This window comes from Moorella sp. E308F (assembly GCF_006538365.1).
Taxonomy (GTDB): domain Bacteria; phylum Bacillota; class DSM-521; order Neomoorellales; family Neomoorellaceae; genus Neomoorella.
Genome location: NZ_BJKN01000001.1, coordinates 553,690 through 575,080, shown reverse-complemented (window position 1 = coordinate 575,080; position 21,391 = coordinate 553,690). Strand labels below are relative to the sequence as shown.

Below are 21,391 nucleotides of genomic sequence, written 5' to 3'. Positions count from 1 at the left end.
ACCGCATGTAGCTCCGGGAGCAAAAAAAGTCGGAACGGCTGGAGGAGGAGGGATGACTGCTATGAACTGCCGGCAGGCCCGGCGCTTGCTTTCCCCCTACTTTGACAATGAAGTGGGGGTTAAAGAAAGAGACGCGATAGAAAAGCACCTTGCCGTTTGTCCCGCCTGCCGTGAAGAACTGGAAGCCATGAGGAAAATATCCGCGGGGCTGCAGGAAATATACAGGCATGTTAAAGCACCGCCGGGTTTCAGCACGGCGGTCATCACCAGGATAAAGCAGCAGGCCCGGCAGCGGGAAGCGAATGCTGCGCTACGGAGGCCTGCCTGGATGAGACATCTGGCGGCAGCGGCGGCAGTGGCGGTACTGGCCGGAGGCACCGTGTTCCTGGCCTACAAGGAAAGGCCGGGGGGCGCAACGGATGGAAGTGTGGCCTGGCAGGACAGCTCGCAAGTAGAGCCCCCGGCGGTAGCCCTGGCACCAGGGGAACAAACCCAGGAAACAAATTTACAGGGACAACGTGGAGATGGTGGAAGGGCATCAAAGGAGACAGGATCTACCGGGAAGGCAGCTGCCCTTAAGGATAAAAACGAAGGAAGGGTAACGCAACAGGTAGATACGAAAAAAATCAACCCTGAACTCGCTAAACCCCAGCAAGAAGTGAATAAGGGACAAATCTCAGGGCAACAGCCTGAAGTAACCAGCCCGCAACCTGCGTCTCAAAAACAAGAAGGCCAGCCTGCCCGGGTTTTCCTGAGCAATACCAGGCATAGCCGCAGTACGCTGCTCAAGCTAAAGGTAGCTAACCTACCAGCGGTTCAAGAGAAGGTATTAACCCTGGCCACGCAGGCAGGAGCGGAATCCCCACAGGTGGTGTGGGTATGGCAAAACGAAGAGACTATTCTCCGCCTGGTAGTACCGGTGCAAGCAGCAGGCAAGCTGGTCGAGGAAGTAGCTGCCCTGGGGGAAGAACTGGAGCGCCATCAGGAGACAAATGACATCACAGCGGAGTACAACAGGAAGCTGGCCGAATATCAACTGCTGGCTGGGCAAAAGGAGAAGGCAAATGCCAGCGCCGGCATGCTTAAAATGCTGCAGCAACAGCTGGAAGCATTAGAAAAAGAATCGCTGGAGGCCGGTCACGAAATCGTAAACATATGGCTTATGGCCAGATAGGTAATGATTTTGGATAACCAGTTAGCGGGAAGGTTGTTAAGAAAAACACCTTCCTGCCGGAGTTTCAAGCGCCGAAGGCGGGGGAGAAACCTGTGAAAGGGGGGATGCTATCCTGACTGCTGAAAGCTTCTCTGGCCGGCATCATAACCCGTGGGGTGCCAGTAGTGTCATTAACGGAGCAAGATAGGCACCAGGAGAAGCAAAAAGGTGTCCCTGGGGATCACCTGGTCCCGGGGGTGGCCTCGTGGGAAAAGGCAGTATAACCAGCGGGGCCGTGTTGCCTGAGGAGCAGTTGGGAAATATCTGTGAGGTAAAAGCAAAGAGCAGGAGAAGGCGAGGCTAAAGGTAAGGCGCTGGAAGCGCCGCCGGGCCTGAAGCAGCGGTCCCGGAGAAGAGCAACTTCAAACTATTGGGAGGGTAAAGAATGGCGAGAGATTTTAAGAAGCGTGGTAAACTTATTTCAGTGTTGTTGGTACTAACCATGCTGGTTACCCTGTTCCCCTTGGGTGCGGGGAGCGCTCTGGCCGCCAGCGAGTACCGGGCCCTCACGGTGCCCAGCGTCCTGGACGGTGTGTGGCAGGAACTGGGCAGCGTAGTCGTGGAAATTGACGGAGGGACCTTGAAGCAGGGCGATTCGGTTAACCTGATGTTTCCCAGTGATTTCGTGATCGGCAGCATTAGCGGTTATGATACTGTTAGTGGGTATGCGTATTTAAAAGACAGCGCCGGCAATATTACGGTCAAAGCGTTTGTCCCCTATTCGCTGGCCGGCAAGATCAACGAACTTACCCAAATTACCGATATTGCCTTAAGTCAGGTCAGCGATGAAGAATTCAAACTCACTGTAGTAGGCACACCGCAGCCAATGAATGGTACCGAGCCTACCGACGCTTCCATAATTAAACTCGAATTCCCGCGCGTTTATGTAGATAGCGGCTTTGATGGCGACATTAAATTGACCGCCACTACTTCCAGCGGTTCTGGTTTCCCCACCGGCAGCGTGGTAGTCGGCCGCGTGGTCACCGGAGCTAACAAGGTAGAGCTGGCGGCGACTAACATCCCGTCCTTCAGCGACAACACCATCGATGATCCAATTAAGATCCGTGTTACCGAGAAAAAGCCCAGCGCTCTGGATAGCGGCAGCGAATCGCTGAAGTTTAAGCTACCCTCTGATTTTGAGTGGATCGGCGACGGGCTGACGGTAACCCGTCTGTGGGGCGACCAGATTGTTTATACAACCGGCACATTAAGCGATACTTCCAATAAGCCGGCTGATCCAGCTCAGCCTGCCATCGGTTTAGAATTTACTGGTTTTAATGATGACGAGTTAAAAGTAAATCTCAAGGTATGGGACCCCCAGAAGGACATCAACAATGACGGTACTCCTGACGGGGGTTGGGTCCTGGAGACAGCGGATGGCCGCGACGGAACCTACAAGGAAACCGCCTTCGAGATTAAGATCAATATAGCGGTAGTAGATGAGCAGGACGCCCAGCGGGGAGATGTAATTATCTCTACTACCGGCAGCAAGAGCGACTTAACACCCAGCGAGTTGACCATTGCCGAGTACGGCCAATATGAATCGACCCTGGAAGCTATGGATGCGCCGCTGCTGTATTCCGGCCAGATCGACGCCAGGATTGGCAAGGTTGTGATTAAAGAATCCATCGCCGGCAGCCTGGTGGAGGGAAGGACCATTATCCTGACTCTGCCCGCCAACGCCAAGTGGCACAAGATCGATGAGGACAGCGATAAGGGCGTGAGCCTGGAGTTTGCCGGCTTCCCCGGCACCGACGGGCGCGATGCCAAGTGGATAGTCAGGGGTAAATCGACGAGCGAAGGCGCTGAACTGGTGCTTGAGGACATGGAAGTTGCTCTGGAGCCCGGTTCGAGCGGAGACCTGGTGATTGAGGCCAGCGGTACGGCTGGGGTCAGTGGCAGTGTGGTGGTGGCCAAAGTTGAGTCCCCCGTAACTATGGAAGCTTCCGCAACCACCGAGGTTAAAGCCGGTGAAGTAACGGAAGTCGGGGATTTGCTTGTGAAAGAAAAATACGCCGGTGCTATTGACGATGATAAGGATTTAATCATCGACCTGCCGGAAGGAGTAAAGTTTGTTGCTGCGCCGAAAGTAGAGGTTGTTGAAGGTAACATTAAATTCCTGTCCGGAGATATTCGCACCGTCGGCGCCAGCAATACCGATGATAACCAGCTGGTAATCCCGGTTGATACTAAGAGTTCAGTAGCCAGCACTATCAAAATCAGCGGCATCAAAATTGTTGCCGACCGGAGTGTTCCCGACGGTGATGTCATCGCCAAGGTCCAGGGTCCTGCTGTGGCCGAAGTGAACGATAAGACAGAAGTGCAGAAGGAATATGAGTATGATGGTACAACCCTTGAGGTGGCCGGAAAAGAGGCCTTCGTAGTAGGAAGCGACTACAAGATCTTCCCGAAGACCTCCACAGCAGCCAAGGCGCTCATCGCCAAGGTTGTCAATCCGGTGCCCGGTGAAACTGGTAAGAAGACAGCTAGCTTCGTAATTGGTAGCAACACTTACACTGTCAATGACGTGCAGAGCACCATGGACGTAGTTGCTTATACGAAGAACGGCCGGACCTACTTGCCCATGCGCTATGCCGCCTACGCCCTGGGGATTACTCCCGAGAATATCCTCTGGGACGGTAGGACAGCAACCTTTATCGGCAACGGCCGGGTTGTCCAGGTAATTCCTGGCAGCATGATCATGTCCATCAATGGTGCCCCCATTACCATGGACGTACCTACCGAGGTGGTCAACGGCCGGATCATGGTGCCCTTCCGCTGGGTTGCCCAGGCCTTCGGTGCCCAGGTTGACTGGGACGAAGCCACCCGGACGGTAACCATGACCCTGTAGCGTTGCATATGGTGCTGGGACGGGGCCGCTTTTAACGGTCCCGTCTCCTGTATATTGTGGAGGGATAACATGAGGGATAACATAATGTACCAACCCGGGAAAAAATGGCTGCCAGTCTTTATTATTCTGCTTATAATGAGCTTACTCGTACCATCTGGTAGCGCCTATGGCCAGGAAACCCTGACTGTAGATGAGGCTATAGATACCGCGCTAAAAAATAGTAACGATTTAAAGTCGATTCAAGAACAGGTGGAGCGGTTATGGGAACAGCGAAAAGATGTGGCCGATGATGTAAATTATGCTCCTGCTCCCGGAGTGGGAGCAGTCACTGCGGAAGCTCAAAGCATGTGGACCAGCTTGTTAAACGTAGATATCAACTGGCGCATTAAAAAAAGGGAACTGGAAGAGGCAAGGCGCAAACTGGCCCTTGATATTATAAGTAAATATATGGATGTTGTTACCGCCCAGGAAAATTTAAAAAGAGCAGAGATTATTGCCAGCAGGGACACAGTATCGCTAAAAAATATGCAGGCTATGGTAGCCGTAGGCATGGCGACTCAAGCGAATTTAAGCGGTATAGAGGCCCAGGCAGAAAATGCACAAAAGAGTTTGGAAGTTGCCCGGCAGAACCTGGAAAAAGCCTATGAAGCCTTAAACAGGCTCATGGGCGTTGAATTAAGTAAACGTTACGAGGTTATTGTTCCCGATTATAGAAAAATGGATATCCAGGATGTAGAGGTGGAAGCAGAGAGGGCGGTAGATACAAATTATGACGTCTGGCTGTTGCGGCGGAAAACCGACATTGAAAACTGGGACCTGGATTACCCCTTTACCTATGGACCTAACGGTACTGCTGTTAAAGATTACGACGTGGAAAAACATGATGTCTACTCAGTCAATTTTGCCCGGCTCAGTGCCGAGGATGCCGTACGCGAGCAGGTAAGGAAAGCGTACCGCGACATATTAAACCTGGAAGAGCAAATTGTTGCAGCCCAGAAAGGAGTTGCCGCTGCTGAGGAAAATGTCCGCACCGGGAAGGTGCAGTATGAAGTAGGGGTAATTACCCGGGAGCAACTCCTCAAGTTAGAGGCACAGGCTGTTGAAGCAACGACAGCTCTAAATTCTTTAAAGGCAGCCCATTACGCCAGTGTGGCGGCATTCAAATGGCTTACCGGTAAGGATATAAAGCAGTTTGATAAATAAACCGGCAGAACCAATTGTTTACGATGATGTAGCTTGCAATATGTAAGCTACATTATTAATCCTTTATATTTCGCAAAAAGCCATTAACAGCGAACTATTGCATCAGCATAATAAAATCAAATTTAATTAAGGGGAAAAGGTGAGGACATTTTATGAGGGGGAAGACAAAGTTCCTGGTTATTATCGCAGTTGTGGCTATCCTGGTAGCGGTCGCCGCTGTCTGGAAAAAAGACCATGCTGATATAAAAAAAGATGAGGCAGGCCAGGAAAAAATTAAAGTAACAGCAATCAAGGTAAAAGAACAGACCATTACAGAAGCTTCCTATGTTACCGCTACTGTAATTCCCCAGGAAAGGGTTAAACTGGCATCTAAAATAATGGCTCATGTAGAAAAGATTTATGTCCGCGAAGGAGATAGCTTCCATAGGGGCCAGTTACTGGTGAGACTGGACCAGCGCGAGATTGTAGCCCACAGCGACCAGGCCAGGGCCGGCCTGGAACAAGCTTTAAAGGCTGTAAACGCAGCAGAAGCCGCTTTAGAAGACGTAGCCGCGGCTAAGAAAGCTGCGGAGGCCAGCCTGGCTAACGCCCAAAGCACTTATGAACGAACAAAAAAGCTTTTCCAGGTGGGCGCAGCCACTACTCAAGATTTTGATAACGCTACTGAGCGTTTCAAGGCAACGAAGGCGCAAATGGAGCGCTTAGAAGCCCAGGAACAGGCCCTGCTGGCCCAGCGGGAACAGGCTATGGCCAAAGTAAAAGAGGCCCAGGCAAGTGTCGAGGCAATGGCCATTCAATTAAGCTATGCCGCTATAAACGCTCCTTTTGACGGTTATGTTGTCCAAAAACTGGCCGAAGAAGGCGACCTGGTGGGGCCGGGACAGCCCCTCTTGATTGTTGATAGGCCGCCCTGGAGGGTGGAAGCGGCCGTGAATGAAAAATACCTGCAGGATATTCATCTCGGCGATCCTTTAAAAATTAAAGTAGATACCCTGGGGCAAGAGATTACTGGCAGGGTTGCGGAAATAAACCCCGCCGTTGATCCTGTGTCCAGGACATTTAAGATTAAAATCGACTTGCCGGAAAAAAACGGCGCCAAACCGGGGATGTTTGCCAGGGTATATCTGCCTGCCGGGCTCAAAAAGGGTATTGTGCTACCCGAAGAGGCCATCATCAAAAAGTATGATTTTTCCGGGGTATATATTGTCGATGCTGAAGGGACGGCCCACCTGCGTTACGTAGAACCGGGTAAAAAATTAAAAGACGGCATCGAAATTTTATCCGGGGTAAACCCCGGGGAGAGTGTTGTCATTAAAGGAGCGGAAAGCCTGGCAGATGGCATGCAGGTGGAGGTGGATTATCACTAATGAAACAATATAGCCTGGCCGGCCAGATAGCCCGGAAGTTCATTAATTCCAGGTTAACACCCCTGCTAATTATTGCTGCCCTTTTAATGGGCACGATGGCCGTTTTAGTTACTCCCCGGGAAGAAGAACCCCAGATAAAAGTGCCGATGGTAGACATTATGGTAGCCGCCCCCGGCTCACGAGTAGAGGAAGTAGAAACAAAAGTTACTAAACCCCTGGAAAAGCTCATGTGGGAAATCGAGGGCGTGGAATATGTATATTCAACGTCGCGGGCAGAAATGGCCCTGGTGACGGTTCGCTTTAAGGTGGGGTCCGACCCGGAAGCCAGCCTGGTTAAATTATACAACAAGATATTTGCCAATTTAGATCGCCTGCCACCGGGGGTTACGCAACCTCTAATTAAACTAAAATCCATCGACGATGTCCCAATTGTAACCTTTACTCTATGGAGCAAAGAGTTCAATGATTACCAGTTAAGGAAAATTGCCCTGGTCTTGGAGGATGAATTAAAGAAAATTGAAAATGTGGCCGACACCAAAATTTACGGCGGCCGCTCCGAGCAGGTCAATGTATACCTGGATGCCAGCAGGCTGGCCGCCTACGGTCTCTCCCCGCTGGCAGTATCGAGGGCGTTGCAGCAGGCGAATGTTTCTTTAGGCAGCGGCAGTTTTAATGGTAATAACAATGAAATCCAGGTTAAAACAGGTCATTTTTTCCGCAATGAAGAAGAGATAGCCAACCTTTTAATTACAATGGCAGATGGAAAACCGGTTTATTTAAGGGATGTGGCCACCATTAAGGCAGGCCCCCAGGAAGTCGATAGTTATGTATTTTTTGGCACGGGGTCCCAGGCGGAGGAAAAAGGAGTATACCCGGCGGTAACCATTTCGATAAGCAAAAAGAAAGGCACCAACGCGGTTAAAGTTGCCGAAGAAGTTATTGACAAGGTTCACAAGTTGCAAGGAGAGGTCATTCCCGCAGGAGTAGAGGTCACAGTTACCAGGAATTATGGTGAAACGGCAGCCGAAAAATCTAACGAATTAATCAAGCACCTGCTAATAGCTACCCTTTCAGTCACTATACTTATCAGTATAACCCTGGGAATACGGGCGGGAATAATAGTTGCCGTGGCTGTCCCGGTTACCCTGGCTATTGCTTTATTTTTAAGCCGGATGTTTGGCTACACCTTAAACCGGGTTACCCTTTTCGCTTTAATCTTTGCCATCGGCATTTTAGTTGATGACGCTATTGTCGTGATCGAAAATATTCACCGCTGGTTCACCATGAAAAAATGCAGCGATATAGAAACGGCAGTTTCAGCTGTCGATGAAGTCGGTAACCCGACCATCCTGGCAACCTTTACGGTAATTGCCGTCCTTTTACCTATGGCCTTTGTCAGCGGTTTGATGGGTCCCTATATGAGCCCGATTCCAATTAACGCTTCCGTAGCCATGTTTTTTTCTTTACTGGTAGCTTTTATCGTAACTCCCTGGGCGGCGTTCCGTCTCTTACGCCGGCAACATAGCGAGAGTTGCGGCCAACCGGCGGTTGCCACTTCACTTCTTGCCAGCAGGTATTCAGTGATGATGAATACCCTCCTGGAGAACACCTGGAAAAGAAATTTCTTTTTGGGCGGGGTAGTTTTCTTGCTGTTGCTATGCTTTGGCTTGATTGGAAGCAAGATGGTTACTTTTAAAATGTTACCCTTTGATAACAAAAGCGAATTTGAAATTGTAGTTGACATGCCCGAGGGTACAACCCTGGAGCAAACCAGCAAGGTAGCCCTGGCTATCGGTGACTATCTCAAAACTGTCAAAGAGGTAACCAATTATCAATTATACGTTGGTATTCCCGCTCCTTTTAATTTTAACGGCCTGGTGCGGCACTATTACCTGCGGGAAGGGAGCAATTACGCCGATATCCAGGTAAACTTATTACCCAAACACATGCGCCGTAAACAAAGCCATGATATCGCCAAAGAAATCCGCCCGGCGGTCCAAAAGATTGCGGCGCAATACGGGGCCAATGTAAAAGTAGCGGAAGTACCCCCCGGACCGCCGGTGCTATCGACGCTGGTGGCTGAGATTTATGGTGAAAACAGCCGTGACCAGGTCGCGGTGGCAAGTAAAGTAATGGAAATCCTTAAGAATACCCCCGGGGTAGTGGACGTTGACTGGTTTGTTAATGATGACCAGACTGAGTACCGTTTTAACATTAAGGATAAAGCGCGGGCAAGCGGCGTGACTGAAGATCAAATTGTCCGTACCATACGCCTACTTTTGAGCGGCTATGAGGCCGGCACCATGGACCAGTCAGGCAGCCTGGAAGGGGCAAAAGTAATAGTCCGGGCTCCCAGGGCCGAGCGCTCTGATATGGCGAACCTGCTGTCTTATAAGGTACAGGCTCCCGGCGGCCAGCTTGTATCCTTAGCCGAACTGGTCGAGTTAGAAAAGGGCCTGGCCGATAAAACCATCGACCATAAGAATTTGCAGCGGGTCATTTATGTGGTAGCCGATGTAGCGGGAAAAGAGGAGAGCCCCGTATATGCCATGCTGGCGGTTCGCGATCAAATAAAATCCCTTACTTCTAGCAACGGCCAACCTGTAAAAATATACCTTACCCGTCAACCGGAAGACGAGAAAGGAGTGAGCCTGAAGTGGGACGGGGAATGGCAGATTACTTACGAGGTATTCCGCGATTTAGGCCTGGCCTTTATGGTCGGCATAATTGTGATGTATTTGTTGATTGTTGGCTGGTTCCAGTCCTTTGTCGTCCCGCTGGTGATTATGTCGCCCATACCTTTAACTTTAATAGGTATCATACCCGGGCATATGCTGATGCAAGCCTTCTTTACAGCAACTTCCATGATCGGTTTTATTGCCCTAGCCGGTATAATCGTCCGCAATTCGATATTGCTAGTTGAGTTCGCCAAACAGCGGGTTGAGGAAGGCATACCCTTACAAGAAGCCGTAATTGAAGCCGGCATCGTCCGGGCTAAACCTATACTGTTAACAGCTGCTGCTGTCATGGTCGGGAGTTTTGTTATCTTGTTCGATCCTATATTCCAGGGGCTGGCGATATCCCTTATTTTTGGCACCCTGGTAGCGACGCTCTTAACCCTTGTTGTCATTCCTTTACTCTACTTTATAGTTGGCAAGAAGGCCGCTGGCGGTATAGATACTGGCCCCTCCGCTCCAGCCGTTCACATGGATATGCACCCCGGCGGCGCAGGCCGGTAGAAATAAGGGACCTTGCGGTCCCTTATTTCGTCTCCAGCCATAATATGATGGTGCGCTGTTTTGTTTCCTCTTCCCAGGTACTGAGCTGTTGTTCCAGGGCTTTAGCTTCCTTAGTGAGCTTTGCCCTCTCCTCCGGGTCGGCAGCGGCATTAACCTGGGCCACCTTGGCCTGGTACTGCTTCAGGGTGGCGCTGAACTGCTGCGTCAGGTCCTGGGTGGTGGTATTTTTGGAGATTACCTGGCCCAACTGGCTCAATCCAGCCAGGAGGGCAGCGGCCTGGCTTTCTGCCACGGTGAACTTGTAGATTACCCGCTTCACCTGGCCGTTATCCTGGTCAGCGATGACCTGAATTGCGGCGCCGCTGCTGCTGGCTAAACTTAAAGCCTTTCCTTTGGCCCCTGTTATATCAGCTACGGTGATTTTTATCATTGTACTGGTCGCCTGGCGCTCGGCGCTTAAAAAGGTCCGGGCGGTATATGGCTCGCTGTCAGCCAGCCGTGTGGGTTGCTGGCCCGGCTTACCGCTGTCCGGTGTCGTTGCGTGCCGCTCGCTCTCATTTCCAGGTGAAGTCTCCGGCAAGGGCTTTCTGCCTGCCGCGTTGCCACTGCCCGGCTGCTGGCCGTCCGGCTTTACCGGCTGGCTTTGCCCGCTGTCCGGCGGCAGATTTGACGCCGGCGGCTCCGCGTTCGGAACGGGGTTGTCAACAGCTACCTGCCGGCCATCGCTGTGCTGCACACTGGCTACAGGTGCAGGCAAGTGCTGCCATATTCCCCGGGCGGCGTAGCCGATAGAGCCGGCGGCCAGTACAGCCACGGCTGCAGCGGCAGCCGCCCAGCGCCGGATACCTCGCCAGGGCCGGACCCTTTGCCGTTCCGCCAGCCTGGCGTTGGCCGCCGTAGCAAACCCCGGCGGCGCCGCCACCGGCGCCTTCAACCCCTGCAGCGCCAGGGAAAGCTTTCGCCAGCGGGCCAGTTCCTCCCGGCAGGCCGGGCAGCCTTCCAGGTGCTGCTGTAAAACTTCCATTTCTTCTGTGGCGAGTTCCCCGTCCAGGTAGGGCGAGAAAAACTCCCGCGCTTCACGGCACTGCATAACCTCTCACCTCAAGGCTGCCTGTGCTCAGGCGGCTTCTCCTCTGCCATCTGCGTTACTTTCTCTCTCATAGCCTGCCGCGCCCGGTTGAGGCGCGATTTCACCGTCCCCGGCGGGCAGCCCAGCAGGGACGCAATTTCCTCATAACTGTAACCCTGCAGTTCCCGCAGCACCAGCACCGCCTGGTACTCCGCCGGCAGCTGCCTTAAGGCGCTGCGGACAAAGCCCCTCAGCTCCATGTCCTCTACCAGTTCCTGGGGGTCGCCCCCGGCAGCGGCCACTTCCCTGGTGACCTCGCCCTCACCCGTATCCAGGGGGGCGTCCAGGGAAACCGCCGGGTGGCGGGCTATTTTCCGGCGCAGGTTTAAAAATAAATTTACGGTGATGCGGTGCAGCCAGGTGCCCGGGTCGGCCTCGTACCGGAACTTATCCAGCCCCATGTAGGCCCGGACAAAAACCTCCTGGGCCAGGTCCTGGGCGTCGGTATGGTTGCCCGTCAGCTGGTAGCTCAAATTATATACTCTATCTTGATAGGTCAGGACCAGTTCTTCAAAGGAAACAGCACCGGTTTTTTGCCCGGCGCCTTTTTACTCCCAAGGTTCAAGAAGAACACCCCTGGAGGTCCGGATTCCCGGACACTTATTAGATAAATTTGAAGGACAAAAAGTTCCCGTTGTGTATTAATAAGTATATAATAGCTATACCCCGGCCGCAACCTGGCAAATGATGTATTTTTTCAGCTTATTTTAAGCCAATTTTAAGCCAAGATTTTCCTCGGGTAGAAGGAATAATGGGCTTAGATACAGAAAACAACATTGCGACTAAAAAATTGGAGGGATGGCAGTTGTTAAAAAAAGGACTGCTGACGACATTTCTCGTCTTGGCGCTGATGACGGCGGCGGGAACGGCTGAGGCGAGCGTAGGCAAGAAAGCCCTCACCGTCGACTACAACAATGTCCAGATCAATGTCAACGGGTCCATCATCACTTTTTCACCCGACCAGGAGCCCTTCATTTTTAACGGCATCACCTTTTTGCCCCTGCGGGTGGTGGCCGAAGCCCTGAACTGCAATGTTGACTGGCAGGGTGATACTAGCACTGTAGTTATCAACAGCAAGACGTCGCCGGAAGTCATCAACCTCAGGCTGCAGCTGACCCAGAAAGACCAGGAGCTCCAGAGCTTAAAGCAGCAAGTGGCGCAATTACAGCGGGAGCTGGCGGCCATAGAAGAGGAAAGTAGCGATCTGGGCGACCTGGAAGACGAACTCCTGGACGATTACGACTCGATAGGCGATGTCGATCTCGACGACCTCGAGCTTGACGGCGACGAAGATAGCGTCGAGGTGGAAGTATGGGTGGACCTGGATGAATATGAAGACGAGTGGGCCGACCTGAGCGACGACGATATCGAGGACTGGCTGGAAGAGCTGGTGGAGGACATCCAGGACGAGCTGTCGGAGGATACGGAAGTGTACGGCGAAATCCTCAACAGCGTCGATGACGACACCCTGGTGGAATTCTATAAAGACGGCGACGACGACCTGGAAATCGATTACGAGGACGAAGATTACCGGGAAAGCGGCGATGCCGACGAGGCTATTGACGAGCTGGAAGGGCAGGCCTATTACGTGGGCGACATCGAGTTTACGGTATCCTATGCCAGCTATTCCGAGAGCAGCGAAAAGGCGACCGTCTACCTGGAAGCCGAGGACAGCGACGCAGCCGACGCCTGGGATGATTTAAACAGCAGCACAATTGAAGACGATGTCACGGATATTTGCGAGGAAGTGGTCGATATCTTTGACGACGCCGGCATCAGCCTGGAAGAGGTGCGGACATACTTATATGACTATGATGATAATAGGCTTGATTACTTCACCTACTACGTAGACGATGAAACTCTGGAATGAAAGCAAACGTAAAATTATCCCCACCTATCTCAATAATTTGCTTCTAGCTTGTTAAAGCTCCTGCTTTCTTAGTTTTTCATTTTATATGATGAAGTCTAAGAAGATAGATCAAGCCTTCTTTATCATCTTCATCAATAAGGGGTGGAGGGGATCCAGCTCGAACCCTTACTTGAACAGTACCGCCTGCCCGTCAATGGACTTGCGCAAATCGGTGGCGCCGCAGGCGAGAAAACCCGGTCGATGCCAAATTCGTTCAGCATAACGATACCAGGACCCGGATCACCTGGGCGAGCAAAGCCGGATCAAAGCCAGGTCTTACTTCGATGCCGGCCTGCCCCACTTTAACAAGCTAGGTATTGCCTTGCTCTATAGATGCCTGCTCGCTTACTTCTACTGGCAGCCACCGATTTGATTTCCCCGAGGAAACTCCGTTCTGGTTTTTATACTTCCGTAGCCAGTACCATAACTGCCGGGGGTTAATGCCTTCATGGGAGGCCAACCATTCTTTAATACTTTGCCCGCTGGCCTGGTATTCGGCTATCCGGGTTGCCCATAGTTCTTGCAGTTCGGCTTTGGTCATAAAAATCTTCCCTCCGTTGGTGTTCTCGAGGGAGATTATCCTATAAATCTTGTTTTGGTGCCAGGTGGGTAGGGTTTGACGCTTATCTTACAAAGATCGCATTTACAATGCGATCTTTTTTTGCGTGCGCCCGACATGGGCGTTAACTTGGTGGTGAAAGTCCAATGCAGGCGAGGCAGCACCAGCCTGCCAGCCAAAGGCAAGGGTGTCCACCGTGAGGTGGAGTCTGAAGGAAGCCGGAGGCAAAGCCACGGCCCGATGAACTAGAACTTCATAGAGGCTAGACCATCCGAAAGAGTTGGCAAAACATAGTAAAATCCCAGGCTAATATAATATTTGCGTTAACCTAGAAGTGAAACTACAAGACTCGCCTCAGTTAACAATTTTTGGTGAACAAATAAGCGGCGATGGGTCTTTTATTTAGGAAAGTTGGGGGGCGCGATGGGTCCTCCTAATATATTCCAAAGAAATCAAGAAAACAATAGTAATTTTTAGCTAGTATTAAGATGTTTTTCAGGATAATTTCAGCTTCAGTTGCTATAATTTGGTAACAAGAAGGAAGAAGGAATTATTTTTAGGTACAGCCAAGAAATACGCCGACTGCGGGATGCATTCTGCTGAGGATGGAACGGAAATTACGGCCGTAAATATTATAAAGGTAAATTCTAACATTCAAGCTGATGTTACCAAAGTAGCAGCAGCAACCGACGGCAGTGGTTCTGGGGATGGAAGTAACGCTTTAGAAATTGCTGGATTACTTAAAACACTGAACAAAAAGACGGTTTTGCGATCGAAGAAGACCGCCAGTATACCTTAATTATACTGGCGATCAACGCCAACGAGGGCAATATTATCAGCCGTATCCTGCCGGAGAATGTGCTGAAGGTGACCAGCCAGATGAAATACATGGTGGACTCCTTGTTGAGTTGATATGAAATTGCCCCGGGAGACGTGCCGGATACCAGATTTACGCATAAGAATATGGCCCGAACTGCTGCAGGGGTGAGGGTCGCCGGCGCTGGCGGTGGGAGAACAAATTTCCATAGGGGAGGTTTTATAAATGGCGGGGAGCATTTATATTTCCGGCCTGGTATCAGGGCTGGATACAGATTCTATAATCGAGCAGTTAATGGAAATTGAAAATACCCGTCTGACAAGTCTTGAGGAACGTAAGGAACAATATAGCGAAAAGAAAAATGCCTGGAATGATTTGTACACCCGTTTAAGTACCCTGTTGAGCAAGCTTACTGATTTAAAACTATCTTCTACGTTTACCAGCATGACAGTAAATTCAAGTGACAGCAATGCATTGACGGCTAATGCGAAAAGCGGCACGGCAAGCGGGACTTACCGGATAGGCATCATCCAGCTGGCCCAGGCGCATAGAATGGCCAGCGTCAGTCAAGTAGCGGCGGATGATGGGGCTGCCTTAGGTCTAGAAGGTACTTTCAGCATAACAGTAAACGGTGAAACCAGGAGCATAACGGTAAACGCTACGGACAGTCTTTCAGATATCATGGATCTTATAAATGCCATTCCGGAGGACGGGCAAACCGATTCGGGAGCTGGGGATGTTGTTTCGGCAAGTATCATAGACCACCGTCTTGTACTTACTTCTAAGACAAGCGGAGAAGAGGGCGAGATATCTTTTGAAGATCCTGACAACGTTCTCCAGGGACTGCAACTGGTTTCCGATACCAGTGGGACGATTATACCAGATGCCGTTGTCCAGGAGGCTCAGGACGCCGTATTTACCGTTGACGGTCTCACTATAACCCGAACCACCAATACCGTTACCGACGTCATTCAGGGGGTTACTCTCAATCTCCTGGGTGTAACAGACACCAACGGCAATGGCGCCATTGAACCGGCGGAAACACTGAGATTGGAAATAAGTCAAGACATCCAGACTACCATCGACGCTGTTAATGCTGTTGTGGAGCAATACAATACAGTGATGGATTTTATCAGCACCGCATTAGGGGATGAAGGCGATCTGCAGGGTGATACTACGCTGGCAAGGATACAGAGTTATTTACGTCAATTGATGACTGATAGAATTACCGGTTTAACGGGATCCTATCAGACGCCCTGGAGTATCGGCCTTTCTACCGGGGCTGTAGCAGGCAGTGGCACTTTGACATTCGACAGCAGCGGCAAAATAACCGTGGATACGGAAACGCTTGCGGCTGCTTTGGAGGATGATCCGGCGGCAGTTATGGCCGTCTTTACCAATGATGGCGGTACCGGGCTGGTTGACAGGCTGGCTGAATATATTACTTCCCTCGTACGCTCCGGGGACGGCCTAATTCCCTTCAGGGAGCAGTCCCTACAGAAAATCATGGACGACCTTGACGACCAGATCGAGCGTATGGAAGAACGGCTTACCTTAAAGGAGGAGCAGCTCCGAGAGCAATTTGCGGCCATGGAGGAAGCTTTGGCGACTTTGCAGAGCCAGGGAGATTGGCTGGCCTCGCTGATTGATGGATGGGGGAACTAGCAGGCTATCTGAATAATTAATGCATGATACCGGTGCAAGAACGCCTAATTAATCAACAGTTCAATTGAGCACAATTAAGCAGAATATAATAAGCAAAATATAAGGGCCTCGGCGGAGTATTCCCGTGCGAGGCCCTAATGGTTTGTTGCTTAAGGTAATTTGGAGGCGTCAGGCTGTGATTGTTGTCCTTTCTGGGGCGCCGGCCCTTGCGGCCTCACCCATTCCCATGCTGCCAGACCTCTTGCTTTCATATCTGCCAGCATCTGGTCGGCCTGCTCCTGGCTTATCCTCCCTCCCTGGACATCCTCTTCCAGGCGGGCTTTTTCCAGTTCCAGAAGCTTTTGGACGACCTGGTCTTGGTCAAACCCTTTTTCCTGGACGAGGCTGGTCAGGGATTTGCCCGCCTGCATATAGCTGCGGACTTCATCCACCGTCATGTCTAATGCCAGGGCAATATTCTGCAGGCGGCTTTCACCGTTGGTCCTAGGGGCCAAATTTTTATCAGGGGGTAACGGCTGGGAAGGACCGGTAGTGGCCGGGCTTCCATCTGCTTTCTGGCCGGTGTTTTGTGTCGTACTGGCGGGCGGATTTCCCTGTTGTTTATCTGTTCCCTGGACGGCAGTCCCCTTGGAGCCGCAACCGGCAAGTAACGACATTCCGAGCACCAACAGCATGGCGGAAAGGATCAGTCCCGGCTTTCTGGTCATAATCTGTGCACCTCCCTTCTATATCTATCTTTCGTGAAATTTACAGCGCTGTCTTGAGAAACGCTGCAAATTTCGTGGCCCATTATATCAGGGGAATCTGAAATCATACTGAAATCTAGCTAAAAAACGGCTTAAAAATTGGTTAAACTTTCCTGGTTTGGTACAGGACATTGGATTTTCTTTAAGGAGCGATTATACCTGGAAGGCATGCGGATGCTGCTATAAATTTCCTGGGAGAGAATTGGATTTAAGGGAATTTTAAAGGAGTTTTCAGCCGGCATTCAGGTAAAAATTGCTTGGAGAATATATAATTAAAGTAAAATCCGCAAGTTAAAATTTACGGGAGGGATTGGTGATGTTTAAAATCAAAAGTAAGAAATGGATTGCTCCAGTCGTAACTCTGGTAGTGATGATGACCCTGGGAGCCGGGGCAGCGATGGCCGCCAGTTCGTCAGGCTGGAACCAGCAAGAAATTAGCAAGCTCTTTATTGCCAACCTGGCATCTAATCTGGACATTGATACATCGGAGTTGAAAGAGGCTATAGCACAATCATGGAAAGAAACTCTTGCCGAAGGAGTAACCCAGGGTTTTATTAAGCAGGATGAGGCAGACAGGATCGAGCAGGCGATTGAAAACGGCACCTGGTTAAACGTTGGGCCATTAATGGACCCCTGGTTTGGCAGGAGAAATGGGGGCAGCAACCTGGCGGAGCTGGCCGCTGTCCTAGGAATTGACAGCAGTGAATTCTTTAATAAACTGAAAAACGGGGAGACCCTCGAAAGCATAGCCGCGGAAAAAGGCTTTACCCTGGAACAAGTGAAAGATAAGCTGATAGCCAGGAAAAGGCAAAAACTAAACGAGCAGGTGGCCAGGGGTGAGCTATCCGGGGAAGCTGCCGCCCAAATAATTTCCCATTTTGAGCAGTTGGATTTAAGTAAGATGAGTCCTTTCGGCGCTCCCGGAATGATGCCGCCGTTGCCTCCAACTTCTTTCCAGCGATAACCTGGATGAACTTGATTTAAGGCTAATCTCCAGGCATAAATAAGATGCCGGCCTAAAATTTGGGTGTAAATGTGCTCGCTATAGACGGAACACGGCGGGCAGGGCGTGTTTTTGCTCGAGAAAGACGGCGGTAGGAGGCTGCCGGAGAGATGTAAGTCTGGCAGCCCTTTTTACTGGGTGTAATTTCATATAAAAATTTAGATACGTTGTACGCGGCAAAAAAAGAGAGGAAGATTGTAATGACAGCAGCAACCGTCCCAGTCACGCCTCCCCGGCCCAAAAAGCTCAAGTTGGTGCTGGGGGTTTGTATATTTATACTTCTGGGCGGTACCTTTCTGTGGTGGCAGCACGGGCGCCGGGCAGAGGTCACCTACATAACCATGCCCGCAGTTCAAGGTAGCATCAAGAGCACCATCAACGCCACCGGCACCGTCGAGCCGGTAAAGAGCGTAAACCTGGGTTTTAAGAACAGCGGCCTCATCAAAGCCATTTACGTCAAGCCCGGGGACGCGGTCAAAGCCGGGCAGGTGCTGGCCCTCCAGGACACCACCGAACTGGAAGCGCAGCTGGCCCAGGCACAGGCAAGCTACAACAGCGCCCTGGCCAACCTGCAGAAGCTGGAAGCCGGCGCCACGGCCGCAGAGATCGCCCAGGCCGAAGCCAATCTGGAGACCGCCCGGATAGCATACAACAACGCCGCAGCCGCGGCAGAACGCAGCCAGGCGCTATACGACGCCGGGGCGCTATCAAAAGCTGAGCTAGACAGCGCCATCAGCGAACGCGATACCGCAGCCGCCACGGTACGCCAAGCCGAAGCCGCCCTGGAAGACCTGAAAAACGGCAGCAGGCCGGAAGAAATCGCCGCGGCGCGGGCAGAAGTAGAAGCGGCGCGGGTGCAGGTAGAACTGGCCCGGGACGACCTGGACAGCGCCCGGCTGTGCGCCCCGTGGGACGGCATCATCAGCGCCGTCAACGGCGAAGTAGGATACCGCGTCGGCAGCAGCACGGACAGCGAAGACACCAGCTTCATCACCCTGATCACGGAAGAACTGCAGGTACGGGCCCAGGTAAACGAAGCCGACATCAACGAAGTAAAGGTCGGGCAGGAAGTAACCTTCACCGTCAACGCCCTGCCCGGAGAAGAATTGACCGGGAAAGTAGCCTGGATCGCCCCGAAGGCCGAGACCGTCTCCAACGTCCAGCTCTACGAGGTAGTCATATCCGTAGACAAAGACAAAAGCCAGTCCCTAAAGGCCGGCATGACGGCCAGCGTCGATTTTATTATCGCCAGTAAAGACAACGTATTAACCATACCCAAAGCGGCCCTGACCTTTGCCAGCAGCTACCAGGCCAGCAGTAAAAACGGCAGCCGGGCTAATGGTACAGCGGCCGGCGGCTCCGGCAGTGCTCCCAGCCAGGATGGCGGGCAGGAAAACAAAAACTTTAGATCAAATGCAGGTATGAGCGAAACCGAGGCAAGCTCTGGAGAAGCCACCGGCCGGGGCGTAGTGCTGGTATTAGAAAACGGCCAGCCGGTACCCCGGCAGGTCGTTACCGGCATAAGCGACGAGAGCAACGTAGAAGTAGTAAGCGGGCTGCAGGCAGGAGAAGCGGTCATCATCGGCATCAGCTCTTCCCAAGGGACAGCGGCAAGCACTTCCACCAGATCGTCCTCCAGCAACCAATCAAGGACGCCTATGACCCCCGGGCCCATGATGGGGCCACCGGCAGGCGGCCCCCCGGGGAGGTAGGAGAAGTGACCACACCAGTAATCCAACTGCAGGGAGTGACCCGAGTCTACGCCAGCGGCGAGAACCGGGTGCATGCCCTGCGAGGCATCGAATTAGAAGTCAACGCCGGGGAAATGGTAGCCATCATGGGCGCCTCCGGGTCAGGCAAATCCACCCTGATGCACATCCTGGGCTGCCTGGATAAGCCCACCGGCGGCCGCTACCTGCTGCACGGCCAGGACGTCACCGGGCTCACCCCCGACCAGCTGGCTTACATCCGCAACCGGCAGATTGGGTTTGTCTTCCAGAGCTTCAACCTCATCGGCAACCTGACGGCCTGGGAAAACGTCGCTCTGCCCCTGATCTACGCTGGCGTGCCCCGGCGGGAAATGCAGGCCCGGGCCATAGCCGCCCTGCAGCAGGTAGGATTAGAAGGCCGGGAACACCACCGGCCCAACCAGCTGTCCGGCGGGCAGCAGCAGCGGGTAGCCATCGCCCGCGCCCTGGTCAACGACCCGGCCATCATCTTAGCCGACGAACCCACCGGCGCCCTGGACACCCGCACCAGCGTCGAGGTGATGGCCATCTTCCAGGAGCTGCACCGCGAAAAAGGACTGACGGTAGTCATCGTCACCCACGAACCCGACATCGCAGCCTACTGCCGGCGGCTGGTACGAGTACGCGACGGCCAGATCGTCGCCGACGAAGACATACAACAACCGCGGCAGGCAGAACAAGAGCTGGCAGCGCAACCGGCAGGGGAGGAAAAAGCATGAACTTCAGAGCAGCGCTGGCCGTAGCCTGGCGGGGACTCATGGCCAACAAAATGCGCTCGCTACTCACCATGCTGGGCATCATCATCGGCGTCGCCGCAGTAATCGTCATGGTCAGCATCGGCCAGGGAGCAACAGCCCAGGTAACGGAAAGGATAGCCCGCATGGGGTCAAACATCCTGATGATACGTCCCGGGACAGGGTTCGGGCCGGTGCGCGGCGCCGCCGGCATCGAAAGCCTCACCTTAAAAGACGCGCAGGCCATAGCCGGGCTGCCTCTGGTACAGAACGTTGCCCCGGAAGTCAACCAGGAGGTAACAGCCGCCGCCGGCAGCCAGACCTGGAGCACCACGGTCAAAGGCACCAGCGCCTCATACCCGAAGATAAGAAACCTGGAGACAGCCGTGGGGTCCTTTTTCACCGAAGAAGACAGCGAAGAAGCCAGACAAGTAGCCGTGCTCGGGCCAACGGTAGAAGCCAACCTCTTCCCCGACGGCAGCAGCGCCGTCGGCCGGACAATCACCCTGAACAATTTAAGGTTCACCGTCGTCGGCGTCCTCAAAGCCCAGGGCGGCGGCATGGGGGGCCAGGACCAGGACGACATGATTTACATCCCCATAACAACAGCCCAGCAGCGCTTCAGCGGCAGCCGTAACGTCCAGGTCATCAACGTCCAGGCGCGGGACGCCGGAAGCCTTGCCACGGTCGAAGAAGAAATAACCGCCCTATTACGCCAGCGGCACCGCCTCAGCGACCAGGAAGAAGACGACTTCAACATCCAGAACATGACAGCCATCATGGAAACCGTAGAAGAAACCACCAAGACCATGACATTGCTATTAGCAGGAGTAGCGGCGGTATCCCTATTAGTAGGGGGCATCGGCATCATGAACATCATGCTGGTATCCGTCACCGAACGCACCCGGGAGATCGGCATCCGCATGGCCGTAGGAGCCACCGGCGGGGCAATATTAAGCCAGTTTCTCATCGAAGCCCTGGTATTGAGCCTGGCCGGCGGCATAATCGGGATGCTGGCCGGGTTCACCGGCAGCCGCCTGGTAGCCGTTCTAGCCGGCTGGCCGGCAGTCATCGCCCCGGCCTCCATCCTGCTGGCCATAGGTTTCTCGGCCCTGGTGGGAATCTTCTTCGGCTACTACCCGGCCCGCCGGGCCGCCACGGCCAATCCTATCGAGGCCCTGCGGTATGAGTAGGCTCTCTTACTCCCG

At 52.7% G+C, this 21,391-nt stretch carries 16 protein-coding genes; 12 read left to right on the top strand and 4 right to left on the bottom strand.

From position 1 onward, the window contains the following. Positions 1–61 precede the first annotated feature (61 nt). The 5 genes from E308F_RS02715 (at position 62) to E308F_RS02695 (ending at position 9,873) form a co-directional block, all read left to right on the top strand. Entirely contained in the window at positions 62–1,174 is a 1,113-nt protein-coding gene (locus E308F_RS02715) for a zf-HC2 domain-containing protein (RefSeq protein ID WP_216364435.1), read from the top strand. A gap of 424 nt (positions 1,175–1,598) precedes the next feature. Beyond that, positions 1,599–4,064, top strand: a complete 2,466-nt coding sequence (locus E308F_RS02710; RefSeq protein WP_141263307.1) for a copper amine oxidase N-terminal domain-containing protein — start codon at positions 1,599–1,601, stop codon at positions 4,062–4,064. Positions 4,065–4,199: 135 nt separating this feature from the next. Then, complete coding sequence (locus E308F_RS02705; RefSeq protein ID WP_172613494.1) at positions 4,200–5,267, top strand: TolC family protein; 1,068 nt, start codon at positions 4,200–4,202, stop codon at positions 5,265–5,267. 152 nt (positions 5,268–5,419) lie between these two features. Continuing rightward, positions 5,420–6,634 (top strand): efflux RND transporter periplasmic adaptor subunit, encoded by a 1,215-nt coding sequence (locus E308F_RS02700; protein WP_141263304.1) that lies wholly within the window; start codon positions 5,420–5,422, stop codon positions 6,632–6,634. Next, entirely contained in the window at positions 6,634–9,873 is a 3,240-nt protein-coding gene (locus E308F_RS02695) for an efflux RND transporter permease subunit (protein ID WP_141263302.1), read from the top strand. The genes E308F_RS02700 and E308F_RS02695 overlap by 1 nt, the downstream gene beginning before the upstream one ends. Positions 9,874–9,895: 22 nt before the next feature. Here the strand turns inward: E308F_RS02695 and E308F_RS02690 are convergent, their stop codons facing one another. Both E308F_RS02690 and E308F_RS02685 read right to left on the bottom strand, forming a co-directional pair. Further along, complete coding sequence (locus tag E308F_RS02690; RefSeq protein ID WP_141263300.1) at positions 9,896–10,963, bottom strand: zf-HC2 domain-containing protein; 1,068 nt, start codon at positions 10,961–10,963, stop codon at positions 9,896–9,898. An 11-nt stretch (positions 10,964–10,974) separates the two neighbouring features. Next, entirely contained in the window at positions 10,975–11,475 is a 501-nt protein-coding gene (locus E308F_RS02685; RefSeq protein WP_253260379.1) for an RNA polymerase sigma factor, read from the bottom strand. 332 nt (positions 11,476–11,807) lie between these two features. Between E308F_RS02685 and E308F_RS02680 the strand changes: the two genes are divergently transcribed. Beyond that, positions 11,808–12,872 carry a copper amine oxidase N-terminal domain-containing protein gene (locus E308F_RS02680; RefSeq protein ID WP_172613806.1) on the top strand — a complete coding sequence of 355 codons (1,065 nt, stop codon included), beginning with the start codon at positions 11,808–11,810 and terminating at the stop codon, positions 12,870–12,872. 349 nt (positions 12,873–13,221) lie between these two features. On the opposite strand, the gene tnpA is transcribed toward E308F_RS02680, so the two are convergent. After that, on the bottom strand, positions 13,222–13,452 hold the full coding sequence (tnpA, locus tag E308F_RS02675) for an IS66 family insertion sequence element accessory protein TnpA (RefSeq protein ID WP_253260378.1): 231 nt from the start codon (positions 13,450–13,452) through the stop codon (positions 13,222–13,224). Between the two features lie 544 nt (positions 13,453–13,996). Here tnpA and E308F_RS02670 point away from each other — a divergent pair. Beyond that, positions 13,997–14,269, top strand: a complete 273-nt coding sequence (locus E308F_RS02670; protein WP_141263295.1) for a hypothetical protein — start codon at positions 13,997–13,999, stop codon at positions 14,267–14,269. 243 nt (positions 14,270–14,512) lie between these two features. Then, complete coding sequence (gene fliD / locus E308F_RS02665; protein WP_141263293.1) at positions 14,513–15,952, top strand: flagellar filament capping protein FliD; 1,440 nt, start codon at positions 14,513–14,515, stop codon at positions 15,950–15,952. 149 nt (positions 15,953–16,101) lie between these two features. Here the strand turns inward: fliD and E308F_RS02660 are convergent, their stop codons facing one another. Next, positions 16,102–16,659 carry a sigma-70 domain-containing protein gene (locus E308F_RS02660; protein WP_141263291.1) on the bottom strand — a complete coding sequence of 186 codons (558 nt, stop codon included), beginning with the start codon at positions 16,657–16,659 and terminating at the stop codon, positions 16,102–16,104. Between the two features lie 355 nt (positions 16,660–17,014). Here E308F_RS02660 and E308F_RS02655 point away from each other — a divergent pair, with 355 nt between their 5' ends. The 4 genes from E308F_RS02655 (at position 17,015) to E308F_RS02640 (ending at position 21,376) form a co-directional block, all read left to right on the top strand. Further along, positions 17,015–17,662, top strand: coding sequence for a hypothetical protein (locus tag E308F_RS02655; protein WP_141263289.1), 648 nt, complete (start codon positions 17,015–17,017; stop codon positions 17,660–17,662). 239 nt (positions 17,663–17,901) lie between these two features. Then, positions 17,902–19,413: an efflux RND transporter periplasmic adaptor subunit gene (locus tag E308F_RS02650; RefSeq protein WP_141263287.1), complete on the top strand. Its 1,512-nt coding sequence runs from the start codon at positions 17,902–17,904 to the stop codon at positions 19,411–19,413. 5 nt (positions 19,414–19,418) lie between these two features. Next, complete coding sequence (locus E308F_RS02645) at positions 19,419–20,168, top strand: ABC transporter ATP-binding protein (RefSeq protein WP_141263285.1); 750 nt, start codon at positions 19,419–19,421, stop codon at positions 20,166–20,168. Next, entirely contained in the window at positions 20,165–21,376 is a 1,212-nt protein-coding gene (locus E308F_RS02640) for an ABC transporter permease (protein ID WP_141263283.1), read from the top strand. The genes E308F_RS02645 and E308F_RS02640 overlap by 4 nt, the downstream gene beginning before the upstream one ends. Positions 21,377–21,391 lie beyond the last annotated feature (15 nt).